Origin of the sequence: Clostridium sp. TF06-15AC (assembly GCF_003481165.1) — a bacterium.
Classification (GTDB): domain Bacteria; phylum Bacillota; class Clostridia; order Lachnospirales; family Lachnospiraceae; genus Otoolea; species Otoolea fessa.
In genome coordinates, this window is sequence record NZ_QUKS01000002.1 from 266,353 (window position 1) to 288,296 (window position 21,944).

The 21,944-nt window shown below is 39.2% G+C and carries 16 protein-coding genes; all 16 read left to right on the forward strand.

Going from position 1 to position 21,944, the window contains the following annotated elements:
* Window positions 1–3: 3 nt before the first annotated feature.
* The 16 genes from DXC57_RS05745 (at window position 4) to glf (ending at window position 21,662) form a co-directional block, all read left to right on the forward strand.
* On the forward strand, window positions 4–954 hold the full coding sequence (locus tag DXC57_RS05745; protein ID WP_118651553.1) for a DUF4422 domain-containing protein: 951 nt from the start codon (window positions 4–6) through the stop codon (window positions 952–954).
* A gap of 27 nt (window positions 955–981) precedes the next feature.
* On the forward strand, window positions 982–1,770 hold the full coding sequence (locus DXC57_RS05750) for an ABC transporter permease (RefSeq protein ID WP_118493379.1): 789 nt from the start codon (window positions 982–984) through the stop codon (window positions 1,768–1,770).
* Between the two features lie 9 nt (window positions 1,771–1,779).
* Window positions 1,780–2,541: an ABC transporter ATP-binding protein gene (locus tag DXC57_RS05755; protein ID WP_118651555.1), complete on the forward strand. Its 762-nt coding sequence runs from the start codon at window positions 1,780–1,782 to the stop codon at window positions 2,539–2,541.
* 41 nt (window positions 2,542–2,582) lie between these two features.
* Window positions 2,583–4,466, forward strand: a complete 1,884-nt coding sequence (locus tag DXC57_RS05760) for a DUF4422 domain-containing protein (RefSeq protein ID WP_118651557.1) — start codon at window positions 2,583–2,585, stop codon at window positions 4,464–4,466.
* A 17-nt stretch (window positions 4,467–4,483) separates the two neighbouring features.
* Window positions 4,484–5,905 carry a glycosyltransferase family 2 protein gene (locus DXC57_RS05765; protein WP_107000868.1) on the forward strand — a complete coding sequence of 474 codons (1,422 nt, stop codon included), beginning with the start codon at window positions 4,484–4,486 and terminating at the stop codon, window positions 5,903–5,905.
* A gap of 3 nt (window positions 5,906–5,908) precedes the next feature.
* Window positions 5,909–7,252 (forward strand): glycosyltransferase family 4 protein, encoded by a 1,344-nt coding sequence (locus tag DXC57_RS05770; protein WP_118651559.1) that lies wholly within the window; start codon window positions 5,909–5,911, stop codon window positions 7,250–7,252.
* A 20-nt stretch (window positions 7,253–7,272) separates the two neighbouring features.
* Window positions 7,273–9,669: an SIR2 family protein gene (locus tag DXC57_RS05775; protein WP_118651561.1), complete on the forward strand. Its 2,397-nt coding sequence runs from the start codon at window positions 7,273–7,275 to the stop codon at window positions 9,667–9,669.
* The gene (gene glmS / locus DXC57_RS05780; RefSeq protein ID WP_118651563.1) at window positions 9,638–11,479 is read left to right on the forward strand and encodes a glutamine--fructose-6-phosphate transaminase (isomerizing); all 1,842 of its coding nucleotides are present in this window, start codon (window positions 9,638–9,640) and stop codon (window positions 11,477–11,479) included. Before DXC57_RS05775 ends, glmS begins: the two co-directional genes overlap by 32 nt.
* Before the next feature lie 33 nt (window positions 11,480–11,512).
* Window positions 11,513–12,427, forward strand: coding sequence for a sugar phosphate nucleotidyltransferase (locus tag DXC57_RS05785; protein ID WP_118651565.1), 915 nt, complete (start codon window positions 11,513–11,515; stop codon window positions 12,425–12,427).
* A 1-nt stretch (window position 12,428) separates the two neighbouring features.
* Window positions 12,429–12,779: an acyltransferase family protein gene (locus DXC57_RS05790; RefSeq protein ID WP_182426657.1), complete on the forward strand. Its 351-nt coding sequence runs from the start codon at window positions 12,429–12,431 to the stop codon at window positions 12,777–12,779.
* Window positions 12,780–13,504: 725 nt separating this feature from the next.
* On the forward strand, window positions 13,505–15,976 hold the full coding sequence (locus DXC57_RS05800) for an LTA synthase family protein (protein WP_118651569.1): 2,472 nt from the start codon (window positions 13,505–13,507) through the stop codon (window positions 15,974–15,976).
* 16 nt (window positions 15,977–15,992) lie between these two features.
* Window positions 15,993–17,246 (forward strand): glycosyltransferase family 4 protein, encoded by a 1,254-nt coding sequence (locus DXC57_RS05805; protein WP_118651571.1) that lies wholly within the window; start codon window positions 15,993–15,995, stop codon window positions 17,244–17,246.
* Between the two features lie 151 nt (window positions 17,247–17,397).
* A complete protein-coding gene (locus tag DXC57_RS05810) occupies window positions 17,398–18,447 on the forward strand; it encodes a hypothetical protein (RefSeq protein WP_182457226.1) in 1,050 nt (349 codons plus the stop codon).
* A 137-nt stretch (window positions 18,448–18,584) separates the two neighbouring features.
* Window positions 18,585–19,517 carry a MarR family transcriptional regulator gene (locus DXC57_RS05815; protein ID WP_118651575.1) on the forward strand — a complete coding sequence of 311 codons (933 nt, stop codon included), beginning with the start codon at window positions 18,585–18,587 and terminating at the stop codon, window positions 19,515–19,517.
* Window positions 19,517–20,284, forward strand: coding sequence for a hypothetical protein (locus tag DXC57_RS05820; RefSeq protein WP_118651577.1), 768 nt, complete (start codon window positions 19,517–19,519; stop codon window positions 20,282–20,284). The genes DXC57_RS05815 and DXC57_RS05820 overlap by 1 nt, the downstream gene beginning before the upstream one ends.
* Window positions 20,285–20,549: 265 nt before the next feature.
* On the forward strand, window positions 20,550–21,662 hold the full coding sequence (gene glf / locus DXC57_RS05825) for a UDP-galactopyranose mutase (protein ID WP_107000857.1): 1,113 nt from the start codon (window positions 20,550–20,552) through the stop codon (window positions 21,660–21,662).
* Window positions 21,663–21,944 lie beyond the last annotated feature (282 nt).

The following is a 21,944-nucleotide window of genomic DNA, read 5'->3' on the forward strand; positions in this document are numbered from 1 at the left end:
AACATGGAAAAACAAGCAGATATACGCATTTTGATTGCCTGTCATAAGCCAACGTATGTGCCGGAAAATCCCCTTTTTTATCCGATACAGGTGGGAACGGCTCTGACAGACCGGCGGCTGGAAGGAATGACATACCATGACAATGAGGGCGATAATATATCCGAAAAAAATCCAGATTATTGCGAACTGACAGCCCAGTACTGGGCGTGGAAACATTTGGATTGCGATTATTACGGATTTTTCCATTATCGCCGTTATCTGACCTTTCGCAATCTAAGCCCGGTGACTGCGAAAGGGAAAATAATAGGAAAACGTCATATCCCATATATAGAATTAGATTCCGTATGGGAAGATCTGACGCCATACTGGATCGAGGAAGACTGGATGTGCCGCCAGATCGAACAATACGATCTTCTGACCGTGTATCGCGAACGAATCAATACAACGGTTTACCGGCAATACTGTCAGTATCATGATGGAAACAATCTGAATCAGATGCTGGCACTTTTAAACCGGATTTATCCGGAATATGCAGATGCGGCGGACGCATATATGCATTCCAAAGAAATCTATTATATGAATATGTATATCATGAAAAAAGAGCTGTTCCAGAAATACATGGAATGGCTTTTTACGCTTTTAAGCGCCTTTGAAGCAGAGAGAAAAGAAGCAGACAGGCAGAAACAGGAGCCGAGACTGATTGGGTATCTGGCGGAGCGCCTGTTCGGCATCTTTTACTTATATCAGAGAAACAGGGGGGCGCAGTGTGCGGAACTTTCCTATCTGAAATTCTATCATACCGAACCGGGAAAGGAGGAAAGCACATCCAATATACGGGAATTCAGGCTAAAACCGACAAAGATCAAAATTAAAATAGACATGCGCAGATTAAACCGTTTATTTCCGGCAGGAAGTTTAAGACGGGTTCTGCTGCGAGGACTTTTTCTGAGATAAAAGAAAAAAGAGAGAAAGGAAAAAGATATGAATTTGTTCTTAAAACGACTGGGCGGATTTTACAAATACCGCTTCCTGATGCAGCAGCTGGTGACAAAAGATATCAAGCTGAAATACCGCCGGAGCTTTCTGGGGTATCTTTGGAGTATTCTGAATCCGCTGATGGTTATGGTTATCATGGTAATCGTATTTTCCAATATGTTCCGGTCGGATATTACCAATTTCCCGGTATACCTGATTATCGGACAGACCCTTTATAACTTTATGAGTGAATCAACCACACAGGCGATCTTTTCCATCATTGGAAATGCGTCCCTGCTTAAAAAAACGTATGTACCGAAATATGTATTTACCGTCTCTAAAATCACAAGTTCCTTTGTAAATATGATATTTGCTCTGGGGGCACTTATTATCGTATTTATTGTGTGCCGGGTAGTCCCGAATGTATTCTTTCTGTTCATTCCGGTGATTCTTTTGCAGGAATATCTATTCTGCCTGGGACTGGGAATGCTGTTAGCACAGGGATGTGTATTCTTCCGTGATATCCAGCATATTTACAATGCAGTACTGACCGCATGGATGTACCTGACCCCATTATTTTATCCGATCACCCTGCTTCCGGAGGCACTGCGGAAACTGGTTATGACCCTGAATCCGATGTACTTCTATATCACGCAGTTCAGACAGATCGTTTTGGAATGCCGGATGCCAGATTTGTATCTGATCATCGCCGGATTCGTGGCAGCAGGTATCGCACTTCTGGTCGGAGTGGGCGCGTTCTTAAAGACGCAGGATAAATTTATCTTATATATCTAGGAGGCAGAAATGGCATCGGACAAAGATACAATCATAAAAGTAACCAATGCGGCGGTCCGTTTCAATATGGCTTCCGAGCGCATCGATAACTTAAAAGAATATTTTGTAAAACTGATCAAACGGGAGCTCATGTTTCAGGAATTCATGGCTCTGAAAGATATCAATTTTGAAGTAAAACGCGGGGAAGCGTGGGGCCTCATCGGAACCAATGGTTCCGGAAAATCAACCCTGTTAAAACTGATCTGCGGCATCCTGAAGCCGTACCGGGGCACGGTAGAGGTAAAGGGAAGTATCGCACCCTTGATCGAGCTGGGCGCCGGATTCGACGGCGAACTGACTGCGACGGAAAACATCTATCTGAATGGCGCCGTTCTCGGTTACAGCAAAGAATTCATGGATGCACATTACGAAGAGATCGTCGAGTTTGCAGAACTCAAAGATTTCATGAATATGCCGATCAAGAACTATTCCTCCGGTATGGCAGCCCGTCTGGGATTTGCTATCGCCACGATCGTGCAGCCGGAGATCCTGATCGTCGATGAGGTACTGGCGGTCGGAGATGCGGCATTCCAGGAAAAATGCCAGGAACGCATGCATCATATGCTGGAAAATGGAACGACACTTCTCTTTGTCTCCCATACGATGGCAACCGTGCGGCAGCTCTGCGACCATGCAATCTGGCTGAACAAGGGAAATGTGGTTATGCAGGGCGAGGCAGAGAGCGTCTGCGATGCTTATATGGAAAGCCTGAATCTGCCGGAAAACGCATAAAAATCCCGCAAAATGCTGTAGATGAAAGGAATGTAATATACATGGAAAAACAAGCAGGACAGATCCCGGATATCCGGATCTATGTGGTCTGCCACAAACCGGCCTATGTGCCGGAAAATCCATATCTGTATCCGATACAGGTGGGAACCGCACTCTCCGGAACAAAACTTCCGGGGATGCTGCATGACGATGAGGGAGACAATATTTCCGAACGGAATAAGACATACTGTGAGCTGACGGCCCAGTATTGGGCCTGGAAAAACGAAGAGGCGGATTACTATGGATTTTTCCATTATCGCCGCTATCTGGCATTTGACCCGTCGCTCAATAAAGATGATGGATGGGGAAATATCGCCTATGACCGCATCTCAGAAGAAGCGATCGAGGAAATGAAACTTCAGCCGGAGATTATGCGCGATCTGATCACAAAATATGATGTGATCAGCGTCCGTGGCCGCCGATATCCGCGGATCAAAACAGAAGGAAAACCGATGGATGTGTACCATGAATATGGCATGGTTCCTTTCCAGCACCGGAAAGATCTGGATATTACCCTGCAGATCTTAAAGGAAAAATATCCGGCATTTGCACAGACAGCAGATTCATATATGCAATCCGAAACCGCCCATGAGTGCAACATGTTCATCATGAAAAAAGAGATTTATAAAAATTACTGTGCATGGCTCTTTGACATCCTTTTTGAGGCAGAAAAACGGATCGACAGTACCTGGTACAGTGTGGAAGAATACCGGGTGATGGGATATCTGGCAGAACGCCTTTGCGGCATCTACTATGAATGGCTGAAAACACAGCCGGGAATCCGGGCGGGAGAATTGCCGAAAACCCTGTTCAAAGAGACAGCGCCGAAAGCGGTTCTGGAGCCGGTTTATCCGGCAGGCGTGCCGATCGTGCTGTCTGCCAATGATAAATTTTCACCGTATCTTGACATCATGATCCGCTCGGTGATTGTGAATGCCTCACCGGAGAGAGAGTATGACATCATTATTCTGTACAACGACATTTCTGAGAAAAATCAGCATCTGATTTCCATGGCAGCCAGGGACAAACAGAATATATCGATTCGTTTCATCCGAGTATGTGAATACTTCGATGCGGGCAAATTATTTGTCGATCAGCACTTGTCCGTAGAGACATATTACCGCCTGATCATCCCGGAAATCATGCCGAATTATCACAAGATTCTCTACCTGGACTGTGATATGGTAGCCGATCATGACGTAGCAGAACTGTATGATTTCGACCTGAACGGAGCTGTGATCGGGGCAGCAAAAGACATCGATGTGGCAGGACAGCTGAATCTGAACCAGAACAACTGGCAGACCTATGCGACCGAGACACTGGGACTGGACAGCCCATATGACTACTTCCAGGCGGGTGTTTTGATCCTGGATCTGGATGGGCTTCGCAGGACGATGAGCTCAGAAGATATGATTCAGATGGCGTTGACCCATTCCTACCGCTGTCACGATCAGGATATCCTGAACATCGTGTGCAAAAACAAAGTAACTTACCTGCCACAGCAGTGGAACACGCTGATGGACTGGCAGGAGATTGGACGCAGCCGTATGGACATTCTCAAGATGGCGCCGAGACAGCTCTATGAAGCATACACACAGGCAAGAAAACGCCCGTATCTGATTCATTTTGCCGGATACCAGAAACCATGGGATGTAGTGGACTGTGACTTCGCGGAATATTTCTGGGAGTATGCGAATCTGTCATCATATTATCCGATGATCCTGAGAAAAACGAAACGATGCCTGATGGATGAGAGAGAAGCGGAACTGTCAAGAATCGCAAAGATGGAGCAGAACGCGGGCATCCGAAAGATCGCCAATAAGGTGCTGCCGATTGGGAGTCGGAGGAGAGAGTGGGTTAAGGGAATCATTAAGAGAAAACGTTAGTGTATATTGGAGGGGTTATGCCAAAAATATCCATATTGATACCAGTTTATAATGTTGAAAAATATCTGCGGGAGTGCCTGGAGAGCGCAATTAACCAGACAGAAAAAGATATCGAAATCATTTGTGTGGACGATGCATCAGAAGATAGTTCACTAAAAATACTGCAAGAATATGCGAATCGAGACAGACGTATTAAATTAATAAAACATGCTGAAAATATGGGTTTATGCAAAACTCGAAAAGATGCAGTAGAAATAGCGACAGGTAAATATATATTATTTTTAGATAGTGATGATTATATATCTTTGAATACTTGCGAATATCTTTTTTGCATTATGGAGAAAGAAGAATATGATTTTGCACAATTTGGAGCAGAAATTTTGGCGGGAGAAAAACTGGCAGACGATTTGATTTTATGGGTTGATCATTTTATGAATCCAGAGGACACAAGTGGGATACAGAAAGATATTTTAAGTGCCTGTTTTGTTGAACATAAATTTAATTGCAACTTGGTCAATAAAATTTGGAAAACAGAGTTGTGCAAAGAGGGATTTGCTAAGCTTTTAGATGGAAAATATGTATCTGCAGAAGACAGATATGCACTATTTATTCTTTCTTATTATGCCAAACATGTAGGAATAATAAAAGAAAAGTTTTATCATTATCGCTTGGGTGTTGGAGTTACGGGGGGAAACGTATTAGATATTAAACGTTTTGAAAGTAGATGTAAGGGCTCTGTAATTGTCGAAAACGTAAAACAATTTTTGATTCATCAATGTAAATTCGAAGACTATAAAAATGAGTTTTTTAATTTAAAAGATGAAATTTTGTTGGATTGTATTGATTGTTGGTTATATAAAATCGAAGAGAAAAATGCAAGAAAATGTTTTGAATTATTATTACAGTATTGGGATGCTCAAGATGTAATAAAATTAATAGGATCTAATTATTTTGAAAAACAGGATTTAATATTAAAGAGAATAAATGATAAATCAAAAGTGGCAATTTATTATCGATATGTTGGATATCTGGAAATGGATAGGGTTTTATTAAACTATAAAAAATATTTCGAAGAAAAAGGAAAACAAGTTTTACTGATTACCGACGAGAATTCTCCAGAAGAAGGAGATCGATATTTAGAATGTCAGTTGGAGCATATTTTTTCGGCAGAAAAAGCAAATTGGGGTGATTATCAATATAGAAGTAGAGATATACAAAAAGTATTATTGGATAATAGGGTAGAGAGGTTAGTATATTTGTCTCCTACATCACATATTGCTAAAATGGATGAATTGACAATTAGACTGTCGGGATGTTTATTTGAAATGGGAATGGATGAGTATAGAGTTGATGAATTAAATAAAATTAAAATGCAAGAATCTATTTCGGATATCAGATTCTTGAAAAAAGTACTAAGGAAGATAAAAAGAGGAGAATAAATTATGGAAAGAACAGATTTTACAGAAGAGTCTACTTCTATTAAAAGAGTTCAAGATTTGAAAGAGGAGAAAAGAATTATAGAGGTTGAAAAAGAGCGAACACAGAGATTGTTGGAAATGAAAACAAAAGAATGTGATATTTTATGGGAGCGAACAAATAGATTAGAAACGGATTTGCGAGTTATAAAAAAAACAAAAGGATATCGAATAGTTAATAAATGTTGGAAGTTGATTGACATAGTAAAAGGAAGAAAAGAGATACAACGAGAGCGTGTTTATGATGTTGTAGATGAAAATAAAAAACAAAAAAATAAAAAAGAAAAAATAGCTTTAATTGTAGATAGACCTGATTGGGCGTTTGATCATATTGCGGATCAAATAAAGAAAAATTTGAATCAATATTATGATTTTAAAGTGATTTATGCTTGTGATATAGAGAATGTGGCAGATATATTTATTTTAAGTCAGGACTGCAAAATAGTTCACTTTTTTTGGAGGGGATTATTATCATCTTATGATAGTGAATGGGTGCAAAATCGAATTTTTCGATTGGGTTATACAAAAGAAGAGTTTTTTAGTAAGTACATAAAAAACAAAAAAATATCAACAGAAATATATGACCATCTATGCTTAGATGATGAAGAAAAGATGGTTACAGAAAAGTTGTTTGCTCGTAAAGAGTCGATACTAACGGCATATGCTGTATCTTCAAAAAAACTTGAAAGAATATACCAGGAAAAAGTGGAATTAAAAAAAAGACCGGATGCTTACTTGCCAGATGGAGTGGATTTGAATTTGTTCCAACCGAATAATTTAAGTAGATTTGACAATATAAATGATAGATTAATTCGTGTTGGGTGGGTAGGAAATAGTAAGTGGAGTATTAACGATTTAAAAGGAATTAATACTATTATAAAGCCAGCGATACAAGAATTAAGACAGGAAGGCTATAATATCGAATTATATACTTCTGACAGGGAAGAAAAAATGATTCCGCATTACCGTATGCCTCAATTTTATAGCAAAATTGATTGTTATATTTGCGCGTCATTACATGAAGGAACACCTAATCCGGTTTTAGAAGCAATGGCTTGTGGGGTTCCGGTTATTACAACAAATGTGGGTGTTGTGGAAGAATGTTTTGGGACTCTACAAAAGAATTTTATTATGAAAGAACGGACGGTTAAGGAACTGAAAGAAAAAATAATTAAATTATTAAAAAATAGAGAAGTATTTAAAGAGTTATCTAATGAAAATCTTGAGAATATAAAACAATGGGATTGGAAAATTCAAACAGAAAATTTTAGGAAGTATTTTGAATTTTGCTTGAATAAGAGAAATGGATAATATTAAGTAGGTATTAAAAAATGAATTTAATTAATATTATAGATTACGATGAGGGAATAAAAAAGTTAGCTAGATATGCGCTTGAAAGGAAACTTGTTCCTGTTTTCGGCGCTGGTTTTACAGCTGGATGTCAAGCTGTTAATGGTGGTGTTCCGGATGGAAAACTTGCAAAAAATGAAATGAGTAAACTGATATGTGCAGAAAAAAATTGTTTATATAGTTACGAAGAGGTTAATAAAAAAAGTTTTTTTGATGTTTCAGACTTGTTCTTTGAATGCGTTTCTAGTGAAAAACGTGCAAAATATTTTGAGGATAATTTTACGGAAGTAAAATTATTACAGCAACAAATTGATTTTTTGACAAAGGTAAATTGGCCATATGCATATACATTAAATGTGGATGATGGAATTGAACAAAATTCGGATTTTCAATTAATATTGCCATATCTTAAATTTAGGCGACCGAAAACATCTAAAAAATTATTATATAAATTACATGGGGATGCGAATTATGAAAGTAGATATAGAGATGATAATAAAAATAATATAGTGTTTAGCCAAGAACAATATTTACAGGCAATTACAAGTGAAGAAAATAAAGATATTTATAAAGCACTGCTTTCAGATTATGCACAACAACATATGCTTTTTATTGGATGTAGTTTGCAAAATGAAATGGATTTGCAATATGTTTATAATAAAAGTAAAAATATACAGCAAGATGCATATAGGATTGTTTTAAGAAATGAAAAACCAACACTTGATGAAGAAAGAAGTTTAAAGAAACATGGAATTAATGGAGTGATAATAGTTGAAAATTTTGAAAAATTTTATCCGGATTTCGTTTCAATGTATCAGTACTTGGAAAGGGAAAATAGAGAAAAAATATATAAATATATAAATCCGAGTATAATAATCGAAAAAGGAAAAAAAGAATCCTTGAAATTGATTTCAAATACAAAAATATTTGATACTCAAAAAAATGCTTTTTTAAAAAGTACATTACATATTTATCGAGACTGTAATAAGGAAATACAGGATGAATTGGATAAAACATCGTTTGTTTTGTTGAAAGGAAGACGCTTTAGTGGAAAAACATATGTTTTGTGCAATTTGGCGGAATATTATAAGAAAAGAGATGTTTTTTACTTCCCATCAGAAATATTTGTGGATGAGGAGTTGATTCTTAAAATTTTAGAATCACAAAAGGATAGTATTTTTTTGTTTGATAGTAATTCGATGTCGTCGAATGTATATGGATTATTAATAGATTTAAGGACGCGATTAAATGATAATAATAATAAAGTTGTAATTGCGATAAATTCTAGTGATAATTATTTGGTCTCTAATTTGAATTGTAATGTAATTGATCTAAGTAATAGATTTGATGAAAATGAAATCGTAATGAGTAATAAAGTGCAGGATTCTTTTGGATTGGTTAGGCGCAAGGCGGATCAAACGAATATAGATTATTTGTATGTTTTGAAAAAGGATCAAAATATAAATATACCGTTTACTATAAAGAAAGAGATTAAGATTTCTCTTAAAGAAAGGAGTGTGTTAATTGCGTTATGTGCGTTGGATAAATTATACTATTCAGATTTGATTTCTCTTGATTTAAATCGCGATGAAATAAATGATATATGTAAAAAGTTTTCTCCATTTGTTGAGTTGATTTTAACAACAGAAGAAGAGGCAACAAAACATTCAAGTTCAAAAATGGTTCATAATAGTAAAATTGCACTAATAGAATTATTAAAGCAATTTCAAATACAGGAAATATCGGATAGCATATACTATATTGTCAAAGAATTTAAACTTGATTATTCGAGAAAACGTTTATATATAGATATTATTTTATTCGATACGCTGAACCAAATATTTTCAACAAACAAAGACTCAAAAAGTCTTATTTATACTATCTATAAAGATTTGCAGCCATTATTAGAGAATGATTTACATTATTGGTTGCAAAGAGCAAAAAGTATATATAGAACCCAAGACAATGTTGAGAGCTTTGAAGAAGCGTATACGTATGCTAAAAAAGCTTATATAGATGGTAAAGGAGCTTTGGTAGTAAAAGCAGCTCTTACTACAGCACTTATTTCGTGCGCAATAGCAGAAAAAAAGCCTGAAAAGGACAAAATGGGTTATTATATAGAATGTGTTTTCTTAGCTCATACGGCGGTTTTTTCGGACTATTTTCATTTATATCCAACATACTTAAATTCGGAATTACCGATAGGAAAGAACACGACAAGTGAACGAAGAATAACTGAAGCGTGTGAATATATATGTAAAAATTGCGAACAATCGGGGTGTGAAAGAGAAAGTAGGGAACTGCTGGAGTATTTTGAACGAAAAGAATATATAGGAGAAAAATATAATGTGCGGAATAGTAGGATACACAGGAGATAAACAGGCAGCGCCCATTCTTCTTGCCGGATTAGAAAAATTAGAGTATAGAGGATATGATTCAGCTGGTTTGGCGGTTAGAAAAGGGAAATCATTGCCGGAAATCGTAAAGGCGAAAGGTAGGCTGATTGCTTTAAAAGAAAAAACAAATGCTGGAAAAGCAATACATGGAAACTGCGGAATTGGACATACCAGATGGGCGACCCACGGTGAACCGTCAGAATTGAATGCACATCCTCATGCAACGGAAGATAGAGAGGTTGTAGGTGTTCATAATGGAATTATTGAAAATTATCAGGAGTTAAGAGAAAAACTGATAAAGAAGGGATACTCCTTTTATTCTGATACGGATACGGAAGTGGCTGTAAAGTTGGTTCATTATTATTATGAAAATTATGGTCAGAATCCGATTGATTCATTAGCAAGAGCTATGACTAGAATTCGTGGTACCTATGCACTGGCTTTTATGTTTAAAGAATATCCAGAAGAAATATATGTAGCCCGTCAGGATAATCCAATGATATTGGGGCAGGGAGTGGGAGAAACATTTGTAGCGTCGGATGTACCGGCGCTTCTTCCATATACGCGCCAGGTTTATTATATTGGGAATCAGGAAATGGCTCGTTTGCATAAAGGAGAGATTACTTTTTACAATATCGACCAGGAAGTGATTGAAAAAGAACTGATTGAAATTAAGTGGGATGCAGAGGCTGCAGAAAAAGGCGGATATGAGCATTTCATGATGAAAGAAATTTATGAGCAGCCAAGAGCAGTTCGTGATACAGTCAATGCAGTTTTAAAAAATGGGAGAATTGATTTATCAGATGCAGGTTTAGATGAAAAAACAATCCGTTCAATTGGACGAATTTATATTGTGGCGTGTGGTTCTGCGTATCATGCAGGAGTGGCGATGCAATATGTAATGGAAGAATTGGCAAGAATTCCGGTACGTGTGGAACTGGCTTCTGAATTTAGATATCGGAATCCAATTTTGGAAGAGAATAGTTTTGTTATTATTATTAGTCAGTCGGGGGAAACAGCAGATAGTTTGGCAGCTTTGCGTTTGTCAAAAGAGCAGAAAATCCCAACACTTGCGATTGTGAACGTAGTCGGTTCAACGATTGCGCGTGAGGCAGATCATGTATTTTATACATTAGCTGGACCGGAGATTGCGGTAGCAACGACGAAAGCGTATAGTGCACAGCTGATTGCCGGGAATTTGTTGTCGATTCAGTTTGCTTATGCAAAAGGAAAACTGGATGAAAAGAGATATAAGGAACTAATAGAAGCGCTTCAGAAGCTTCCAGAACAAATTCAAAAAGTGCTGGATGATGAAAAAGAGCGAATTCAGTGGTTTGCTTCAAAATATGCAAATGCGAAAGATGTATTTTTTATCGGCCGCGGCATTGATTATGCTGTCGGCATGGAGGGAAGTTTAAAATTAAAAGAGATCAGTTACATTCATTCTGAGGCATATGCAGCAGGAGAGCTAAAGCATGGAACAATTAGTTTGATTGAAGATGGGATTTTAGTAGTCAGTGTATTAACGCAGAAAGAACTATATGAAAAAATGATCAGCAACATGGTTGAAGTGAAGTGCCGTGGAGCTTATCTTGCAGCAGTGACAATGGCAGGAAATTATAAAGTAGAAGATACAGTAAATTTCGCTTTGTATATTCCAGAAACAGAAGAGTGCTTTACACCGAGTTTAGCAGTGATTCCGTTGCAACTTTTGGGATATTATGTAAGCGTTTCGAAAGGTCTGGATGTGGATAAGCCGAGAAATTTGGCGAAGAGCGTAACGGTGGAATAGGGGGAGAGTAATGGATTATTTGCGGAGGAACATATGAATACAACCCTCATCATCATGGCTGCTGGCATCGGTTCCCGTTTCGGAACCGGTATCAAGCAGCTTGTAAAGATGGCTCCCAATGGGGAGATTATTATGGACTTTTCGATTTACGATGCAAAAGCAGCTGGATTTACCAAAGTTGTTTTTGTGATTCGAAAAGCAATCGAAGCGGAATTTAAAGAAGTGATTGGAAATCGCTTATCGAAAGTTATGCCAGTAGAATATGTCTATCAGGAATTGGAAGATTTACCGGATGGATATGAGGTTCCAGCAGGGCGCGTGAAACCATGGGGAACTGGACAGGCAATTTTAGCTTGCAAGAATGTAGTAAAAGAGCCATTTGTGATTATTAATGCAGATGATTATTATGGAAAAGAAGCATTTATAAAGCTTCATGATTTCTTGATTTCCGAGAATGAGAATAAAGAGAAGATGAACCTTGCCATGGCTGGATTTTCTTTGAAGAACACGCTGAGTGAGAACGGAGCTGTAACTAGAGGTGTCTGTGTGGCAGATGAAAATGGATATCTGGAGAAAGTGATTGAGACAACGGGAATTCAGATAGTGGATGGAAAAATCCAGTGCGATAATGCGGAAGTCAGCAAATGGATCACACCGGATACGATGGTATCCATGAATATGTGGGCGGGATATCCGGACTTTTTGAAGTACATAGACGAAGGATTTACCAGATTCCTTGATACATTAGGAGAAAATCCGGAGAAAAAAGAATATCTTCTACCGAACATTGTAGCTGAATTGTTGGAAAAGAATTTGGCTTCTGTAAAAGTTCTGAATACATCGGATCGGTGGATTGGAATTACGTATAAGGAAGATATAGAACCGGCGCAGGAGAAGTTTCATCTTATGATAGAAGATGGTACATACCCGAAGGAGTTATGGAAGTAGTATGGTGGAAAAAGTAGATGTATATTCAGATAAGTCAAACGGTTCAAAAATATATGCGTTTGATTATTTACGTGTAATTGCACTGGTTATGATTTTATATGATCATTTGGGAGGCTTTTATAATCCTAATTGGATTGTAAAAAAAATAATAGATTTCTTTTTTGTAGTCCCGTTAGATATAATTCAAGATTTTGGCGCTTTTGGTGTTTCATTATTCTTTTTGCTTAGTGGTTTTTTGTTTACATATAACGGAAATTATAAAAATGAAGCAAAAAAGACTTTTAAAAAGACAATGAAAACCTATGTGGGATGTTTAATGGCATTTTTTTATTTTATATTCTACAAAGATTGACTTGGATAATAAAAATAACTTATTGGAGTCAATTTTCGACAAAACAATGGATTGAAAGTATGACTTTGGTTGGATATTTTACAGGTCATGGAGATGTCATTAATGGCACCACTTGGTTTTTAATTCCTTTGTTTTTATTTTATCTAGTAAGAATAGGATATGCATGGATTTATGAAAAAATAAAACCAGAGTATAACTTTTTATTTTTAGAATTATTTGTATTATTGATAATGTTTTTAATAAAGGGGTTTCATCTTTCGGTTTCCTCAACGTTAGTGTTCGTTTACATGCCTCTGATGGGAATGATTTTAGGAGAAATCTTTCGAAAAGAACGGCGAATTTCAATTTTTAATGGGAGTTTATTGCTGATTGTAAATTATGTGCTTATGGTGATATGGTTTTGGGTATTTGCCAGAGAGTATCATGATACATATTGTTATTTTGTATCATTTATATACTCTCTTTTTTTAATTATAATATTTGCAATTTTTAAAGAACAATTCAAAAAGAGTCAGATGATAGATTTTTGCTGTAAGATCAGTTTGTCGGTGTATTTGATGCATATGACATTTGGAAGATTTTTATTGTCGTTTTTTTCATATATAAGCATTCCGTTTTCATTGTCATTTGTTATAACTATAGCTGTGATTTTCTTGATTTCGTATATACATATGAATATATTAAGTCGGATTATAAGATAAAATTCAGAATGAGAATTTATAGCAATGAAACAAAAAAAGAATTTATATTTTAAATATGGAGCGAGTTTACTGGTAGCACTGGTAATCTCACTCTTCTTTTCGTATACGATTTTTAATGATATATTTGCCAGCCCTGCAAAAGAAGCAAGACTGGTCATTACAGCAACAGCCGAGCGAAATATCAAATCAGGTGGATCAGATATAAGGATTGTCCGAATTCTTCTGGATGGAGAGGAAGTCCCCTTTGATTCAATAGAAAAGCAGGGAGACTGGAAGCATGCAGATGGTGTCTGGATGGTGGTCAATCCGGACAGCCCGGCTACGCTTTCTTATACAGCAGAAAATGTGAAAGAGCTTCAGGTGGATTTCCAGATGCATGATGGCTCTGGTGTGGCAGAAGTTTGGTCTAATGATAAGAGAATCAGCCGCACAGATTTGTATTCTTCCGGGTGGGAGTCTTACTATTTGCGGAAAACAATCGGCAGTGTTTCTATTTTTAATAATCTAGTGATGTTTGCCGGAGTATTCCTGATAACACTGTTTTGTTTGGCAGGGATGGAACAGTTGATTGTGAATTTAAGAAAAACGATCGGAATCAAAAAGGGAGTAGCATTTTTTATTGGATTTTATGTTGTCTTATATGTTATTTCCTGTTATTTTCACATCTTGGATTTAGGAATTCGATGTGGCTTGACATTATTAGTCATATCGGCGGTTGGAGCAAATGTGCATGAATGGCATGAGAAGCGAGACAGTGACAAAAAGATTTATCAGATAGTGACAGATGGCGTGTGGCTGATTCTGTCATCTGTTATTTTATTGTACATGGTCGAACTGGTGGAACAGAACCTGGCGAATATTGGCGCAGAATATATTTTTGGAAATATCGTGATTTATCTTCTGCTTCTGCTGATTGCATATATGTTGGTTCGAAGTGTTTTTTATTCGGTATCGGCGGTCATGTTTGTCATGTACATATTTTCTGTAGCAAATTCGTTTGTGCGTTCGTTTCGTGGTTCGCCTATCGTGCCGGGAGATTTTCTTGCGGTGGGGACGGCTAAAAATGTGTTCATGAATTACCACTACAGTGTGACGGGACCGATGCTTCTGGCATTGTGGCTTCTGATAGCGTTTCTTGTATTGACTTTTTATTTTTATGGAAGAGAAAAACGTGTTTTTTCGTGTGTTTTAGTGTGGTCGCTTCCGTCTGTATGTCTGCTTGGTTTTATGATGGGTGGAGCTTTATTTGCCCCGGATATGGATTTTTGGAATCAAAATATAAACATTCAGAGGTATGGGATTGCTCTTAGCTTCATTTCGGATATCCGCCATATGAAACTGGAAGAGCCAGCGGGATATTCGTCAAAAGATTCGGAAGAGATGATTTCGAAATTTGTAGAAACGGAAGATGAGAAGGAACAGAATTGTCCGAATGTGATCGCGATTATGAATGAGAGTTTTTCGGATCTCAGTGTGATTTTCCCGGAACTGGATAATGAAGTGTATATGTCGAATTTTAATTCTTTATCGGGAAATGTAGTAAAAGGTTATATGCAGGTATATCCGATCGGAGGTGGAACGGCAAATACAGAGTATGAATTTCTGATAGGAAATTCGATGGCATTTCTTCAAGGATCGATTCCGTATCAGCAGTATATCACACGGAATGGCACGTATTCGATTGCACAGATTTTGAAAGCCAGAGGGTATCATACCACGGCGATTCATCCATATGATAAGAGAGGATATAACCGCGCCCAAGTGTATCCGAAAATTGGCTTTGAAACGTTTCTGGATGTGTCTGATTTTGAAAATGCAGAGCTGGTTCGGGATCGTTATATTTCGGATCGGGATTCTTATAAAAAGGTAATCGAAGAGTTTGAAAAAATCTGTCAAAGTGGACAGCCGGCGTTTATTTTTAATGTGACGATGCAGAATCACAGCGGGTACGACACGGGATATTTTACAGAGAATGCAGTCCGGATTCCGGGGCATGAGGGAGAATTTCCAAATGCAGAAGAGTATCTGACACTGATTCGTGAGTCAGATGCGGCGATTCCGATGTTGATTGATTATTTTAGCAAGATAGAAGATCCAACGGTGATCGTATTCTTTGGGGATCATCAGCCGATGGTGGAAGAAAGTTTCTATGAGACGTTAGCAGGAAAGCCGCTGACGGAGTGGACACTTGCGGAAGCGCAGAGCCGCTATATTGTCCCATTTTTTATCTGGGCGAATTATGAGATCGATGCAGAGGAAAATGTATTTACTAGTGCGAATTTTCTCTCGGAACTGATGTTTGAAAAGGCAGGAATGAAACTTCTTCCATATCAGGAGTTTTTGAAGAGCGTGCGGGAAGAGATCCCAGCGATGGATGGAAGTTCTTGGCGTGATGCGGATGGAAATTGGGAAGTGCTGGATACCAGTCAGCCGATTTTGGAGGAGTATTGGAGATTGCAGTACCGGAACATGTTTGATAAGAAGATTCATTATTGATGCAGGAGGTGTCTGAATGGAGAAGCAGATGAATCGGAAGAGACAGTTGAATGAGACGGAACAATTGAAACCGCTTCGCAAGGCCCTTCTGGTTACTCACGTCAGCGGCTTTGTTCCTCAGTTTGAGATGAACAATGTGCGTATCTTACAGAGCATGGGATATGAAGTTCATTATGCTTCGAATTTTAATACGCCGTCCTATGGGACGGATAATCACCGTCTGGATGGAACGGGGATTATCTGCCATCAGATTGATTTTGTGCGGAGTCCGTTTGACAAGCGGAATTTTCAGGTGTATCGTCAGATGGTTGAGCTGATGCGCAGGGAAGATTTTTCGCTGGTGCACTGCCACACGCCGATGGGAGGGGTGATGGCGCGTCTGGCGGCACATGTGACGGGGACAGGCCCGGTGATTTATACGGCCCATGGATTCCATTTTTTTAAAGGGGCGTCGTGGAAGAACTGGCTGTTTTATTATCCGATGGAAAAGTTTTTATCGAGATATACGGATCAGCAGATCTGTATTAACCGGGAAGATTATGAACTTGCGAAGCGGAAATTCCATGCGAGGTATGTGGATTATGTTCCGGGAGTGGGGATAGATAGTTTTCAGTTTCAAGCACTTGGGGATAAGGAAAGGCAGATGAAGAGAGAAAGCCTGGGGGTGCGGTCGGATCAGGTGGTGCTTCTGACATCCGGAGAGATGATACCCAGGAAGAATCAGGAAGTTTTGTTTCGGATGCTGGCCAGGATGAGGGATGAGACGGATCATGGTGTTTATGAAAAGCTTCATCTGCTCTTGTGCGGACATGGGGAATTGAATGAGCATCTTCATGAGTTGGCGGACAGGCTTGGAATTGCCGATCATATATCGTTTTTAGGATACCGGGAAGATATGCTGGAGATCTTTGGAGCTTCGGATATCTTCCTTTTTCCATCCTTTCAGGAGGGATTGCCTAGGGCGATGCTGGAGGCCATGGCAAGTGGCCTTCCGGTGATTTGTTCGGAGATCCGGGGCAATACGGATCTGATGGGAGATAGATGGACCGAGTCAGAAAATCAGAGAATGAAGCTATGCCCGGGCGGAATCATGCTGAATCATCTTCAGGATGCGGATGTCTGGGCGGAAGCTCTTCGGGATATGCTTTCTAGGAGGAGCAGCTGGAAAGAGATGGGAGAAGCCTGTATCATGCGAAGTAGGGAGTTTGGCCTAAATGTGGTGGAAAAGAAGATGAGGGAGATCTATGGACGTTTTGCAGAAATGGAATAGAAGTATACCGGATGGAAATGAGACGGCAGCGGCGGTCTTATTTTTTTTGCTTTTTATATTTTTGAAACAATTTTATTTATTCCCTTCAGGGGGGATGGAGGCGGCGGATGTGTGTCTGTTCGCCTCTTTTTTTATGCTGTTATGTGACTGTATGAGAAGAAGACCGGAGCGGCTCTTGCAGCTGAAGACCGAAAGCCTGTTTTATGTGTTTCTGGCCTCTGTTTTGATGATTAATGCATATTATGGAATTCGCCTGGGACGTGGTGAATTTTTTAAGTATACCTGCTTTTGGATCTTCAATGCCTGTGCTATCTGGAGTTTCTGTTATCTGGCGGAATATGGCGGAAAAGCTTTTTTGACCGGGATTAATCGTGTGGTAAAAGTGAATATCGGAGTGCAGCTGCTGATATATCTGTCGGGTCATGGACGCATATTTCGTGAGTACTGGGGAGCGATTCGCTATCAGGGAACCTTTAATGATCCGAACCAACTGGCATTTTTTCTGTTTATGATGATATTGCTTTTGTATCTGTACCGGTGCCGGTTTGGGGATCGGAGCTTTCCTGTGTTCTATGTACTGGTCTTGCCGGTGATCGCAGCATCGAAGTCTACGGGAATCTTATTGGGATTTTTTGTATTTACTATTTTGGCTGTTTTGTATGGGCTGTATCAAATTGGATGCAAAAAGGGTGTATCAGTGAAGGTATGGATTTTGGGAATCTGTATGGGAGTGCTTATATTTGGTTTGTTTTTATGGTGGATATGGCCTGCAGCGGATTTTGATGTGAAGACGGTGGACTATAATATGCTGACACGGATTCAAGAGAAGATATGGAAGGTTGCTCATGGTGGCCTGTTGGGACTTTTTCTGGATCGTGGAATGGAGAAGCTGGTACTGTACCCTCAGTATCTTTTGTATGGAGCTGGAGAGGGCAGTTTTGACCGATTTACATTGGCAAGTCAGGTGAATGAGATTCATTGCTGCCTGTTCAGTGTGATGTTTTGCTATGGTTTAATTCCGACTAGTTGTTTGTTGGTCTGGCTTGGACGCAAGCTGCGACGCATAGATGCGGCTATGACCTGCGCTGTGATTGGACTTCTGGCGGAGAGTTTTTTCCTTGTGAATTACCGGCAGCCGATGTTTTGGATGATACTCTTGTATGGGAGTGTGGCAGGCGGATGTAGAGGAGGGGACGTATGAAAAAAATGAAACATATAATTAGTTGTAAAATTTCTGGAAGTTTACATTAGCAATAAACTTAAAATAACTCAAAAACTTTACTTTTAACATCAGCTAAGTTAAAATGAAAGAAATTGAGTTGAGGGGGAATGGGAAATATGCTTACAAGCGTATTCGGGATTTCTATAAAATATGAAGCATGGAATCATCAGGATTCTTTGCCTGTTTATATTGCAGGGAGTTATAATTTTCACACAGCATATATTGGAAACAGACGCTGTATAATGCTTACTCCGACAGAAGAACTTGCCACACTTCCGGCATTGAAAAAACAGATTACAAAAATACAGCAGATTGATAATGTACCAGTCGTATTTAAATTTGCGTCGGTATCTAATTATCGAAGAAAAAGCCTTATAGAAAATAATATACCGTTTATTACTGATAAGCAGGTCTTTCTTCCTTTCATCGGGACAATGCTTTCTGATGAGAAAGAACCCCAAAAGCTGACAGGTAAGTTTGTTTGCTCAACACAGCAGTTGTTTTTGTTTTATCTGTATAGTAAGAAAAAACGATTGTATATTTCAGAAGCCGGAAAAGTGCTTCCATTTACAGCAATGACCTTGACCAGAGCGGTAAAGCAGTTGGAAGCGACGGATTTGTTTCTTGTAGCAAAAGACGGTGTCAACAAGTTTATTGAGTCAAAATATAACAGAGATGAATTATTTGAAAAAGCAAAAGTGTATTTGACAACACCTGTCCGCAAAGCAGGATATATAGATAAGACGCAAGTTACAGAAAATATGGTCTTTGCAGGGGGGACGGCACTTTCTGAAAAAACAATGCTAAATCCAAGCCGAGTTGCTACCTATGCAATCAGTGAGAGGGATTATGATAAAACTTTGCTGACCGATGAATTGATAGACCCGGATAAGCAGGTAAGACTTGAATTATGGGCATACAACCCGAAACAATTTTCAGAGGATAACAGTGCTGACGATATTTCCATTGTTTTATCTTTTGGAGATACAAACGATGAGAGAATTGAAGAAGCAGTAGATGAATTGCAGGAAAGAAGGTTGAAGGAGTAATGGTCAGCGGATTTACAAAATTTAAGGAAAGATTTCAGGGTTTTGAAAATCAATATGTTATCATCGGCGGGACAGCTTGTGATTTGATTATGGAAAATGAAGAATTACCGTTTCGTGCTACAAAAGATGTAGATATTGTATTGATTGTCGAATCCATAACAGCGGAGTTCGGCAGGCAGTTCTGGGAGTATGTCAAGGAAGCAGGATATGAGCATTTGAATAAAAGTACCGGAAATACACAGTTTTATCGTTTCACATCTCCGAAAAGCAAAGAATATCCATATATGATAGAAATATTTTCCAGAAATCCGGATTTTGTTATATTGGAAGATGATGCAGTTCTCACACCGCTTCCGATAGACGATGAAATCTCCAGCTTGTCGGCAATCCTTTTAAATGAAGCGTATTATGAATTGCTAAAAACCGGACAATTGATGGTTGATGGCATTCCGGTATTAAGTCCGACTTGTCAGATACCATTTAAGGCGAAAGCGTGGCTGGATTTAAAGGAACGCAAGCTGAATGGAGAGCAGGTTGACAGCAAAAATATAAAGAAACATAAAAACGATGTGTTCCGATTAGCACAGTTAATCACAGCCAATACAAGGCAAGTTCTCAGTCCGGAAATAGCAGAGGATATGAAAAAGTTCTTATCTGAAATAGCTGATGAAACAGTGGATTTAAAGTCTTTGGGTATAAGAGGAACAGATAAGAAGAAAATGACAGATATGTTGTACCAGTGTTATGGGTTGAAGGATAATACATAGTAAAAGTGTTCTTGAAGATTTTGGACTCGCCCTGAGAGGGGAGGGTGCGGACATTTTCTTGGACAGGTTAAACAGCCAATCCAAGTCTACGTCTGTACTCCATAGGACTCATGTATCCTAATGGAGTATTAATAAGGTATTGTGTCCAAATTGAGAGTTTGTTTTGGGGAATGCTTGAAGCTGACGGGATATTCTTGTTTAAATTGTCGTTGTATGTTATAAATAAATCACAAGTATAACAACACGTGACAAGGAGAAAACCAACATGTACGATTATTTAATAGTAGGCGCCGGTCTCTACGGTGCCGTATTTGCCCATGAGGCGAAGAAAGCGGGCAAGAAGGTTCTGGTGATTGACCGTCGTCCGAATATTGCAGGAAATGTGTATACAGAGCCGATGGAGGGCATTCAGGTCCACAAGTATGGCGCGCATATTTTCCACACGAATAATAAGGAAGTCTGGAATTATGTAAACCAGTTCGCGGAGTTTAACCGTTTTACGAACTCTCCGGTGGCGAATTACCATGGCGAGCTGTATTCCCTGCCGTTTAATATGTACACCTTCAACAAGATGTGGGGTGTCGTGACTCCGCAGGAGGCAGCGGCGAAGATCGAGGAACAGCGCAAGGCAGCAGGCATCACGGAGCCGAAGAACCTGGAGGAGCAGGCGATCAGCCTGGTTGGCACGGATATCTATGAGAAGCTGATCAAGGGCTATACACAGAAGCAGTGGGGAAGAGAGTGCAAGGATCTTCCATCCTTCATCATCAAGCGTCTTCCGGTTCGTCTGACCTTTGACAACAACTATTTTAACGCCCTGTATCAGGGAATCCCGGTTGGCGGCTATACGAAGATGGTTGCCAATATGCTGGACGGCATCGAGGTTCGCCTGGAAGAGGATTATTTTGAGAATAAGGCTGATTGGGATGCGATGGCAAAGAAAGTAGTTTACACCGGCGCGATCGATGCGTATTTTGAGTATTCGTTGGGCGTTCTGGAGTATCGTTCTGTGCGCTTTGATACCGAAGTGCTGGATATCCCGAATTTCCAGGGCAATGCGGCAGTCAACTACACAGATGCGGAGACTCCGTGGACCCGTATCATTGAGCATAAATGGTTTGAGTTTGGCAAGGATGCCGATGGCAATGACCTGCCAAAGACGGTTATCAGCCGTGAGTACAGTTCGGAGTGGAAGTTAGGCGATGAGCCGTACTATCCGGTCAATGATGCGAAGAATGGTGCGCTGTATGAGAAGTACAAAGAGCTGGCCAAGAAGGAAGAGAAGGTGATCTTTGGCGGCCGTCTGGGCGAGTACAAGTATTATGATATGGATGCGGTGATTGCTTCGGCGTTGGAGCTGGTGAAGAAAGAGCTGTAGGAGAATTTTTGATTTTTATCCGGATCGGCGGATGGTTTCGGAATCATGAAATGGATGGGAAGCTATCTGCTGATTCAGATAAAATGGTGAAATGAAGATTGCAAATTTTTAAATTGCTAAAAAATTGCAATTTCGCTTGAATCTTACGGATTATAATGTTATATTATATATAAAGGATGCCACCGATAGACGGTTTGGTTCCCTAGTGATTAAGACAAGAAAATAGCCGCAATCGTGTCAGGATGGGCGGCTATTTTTTTGCGCTTTTTTCTACATCTTTGC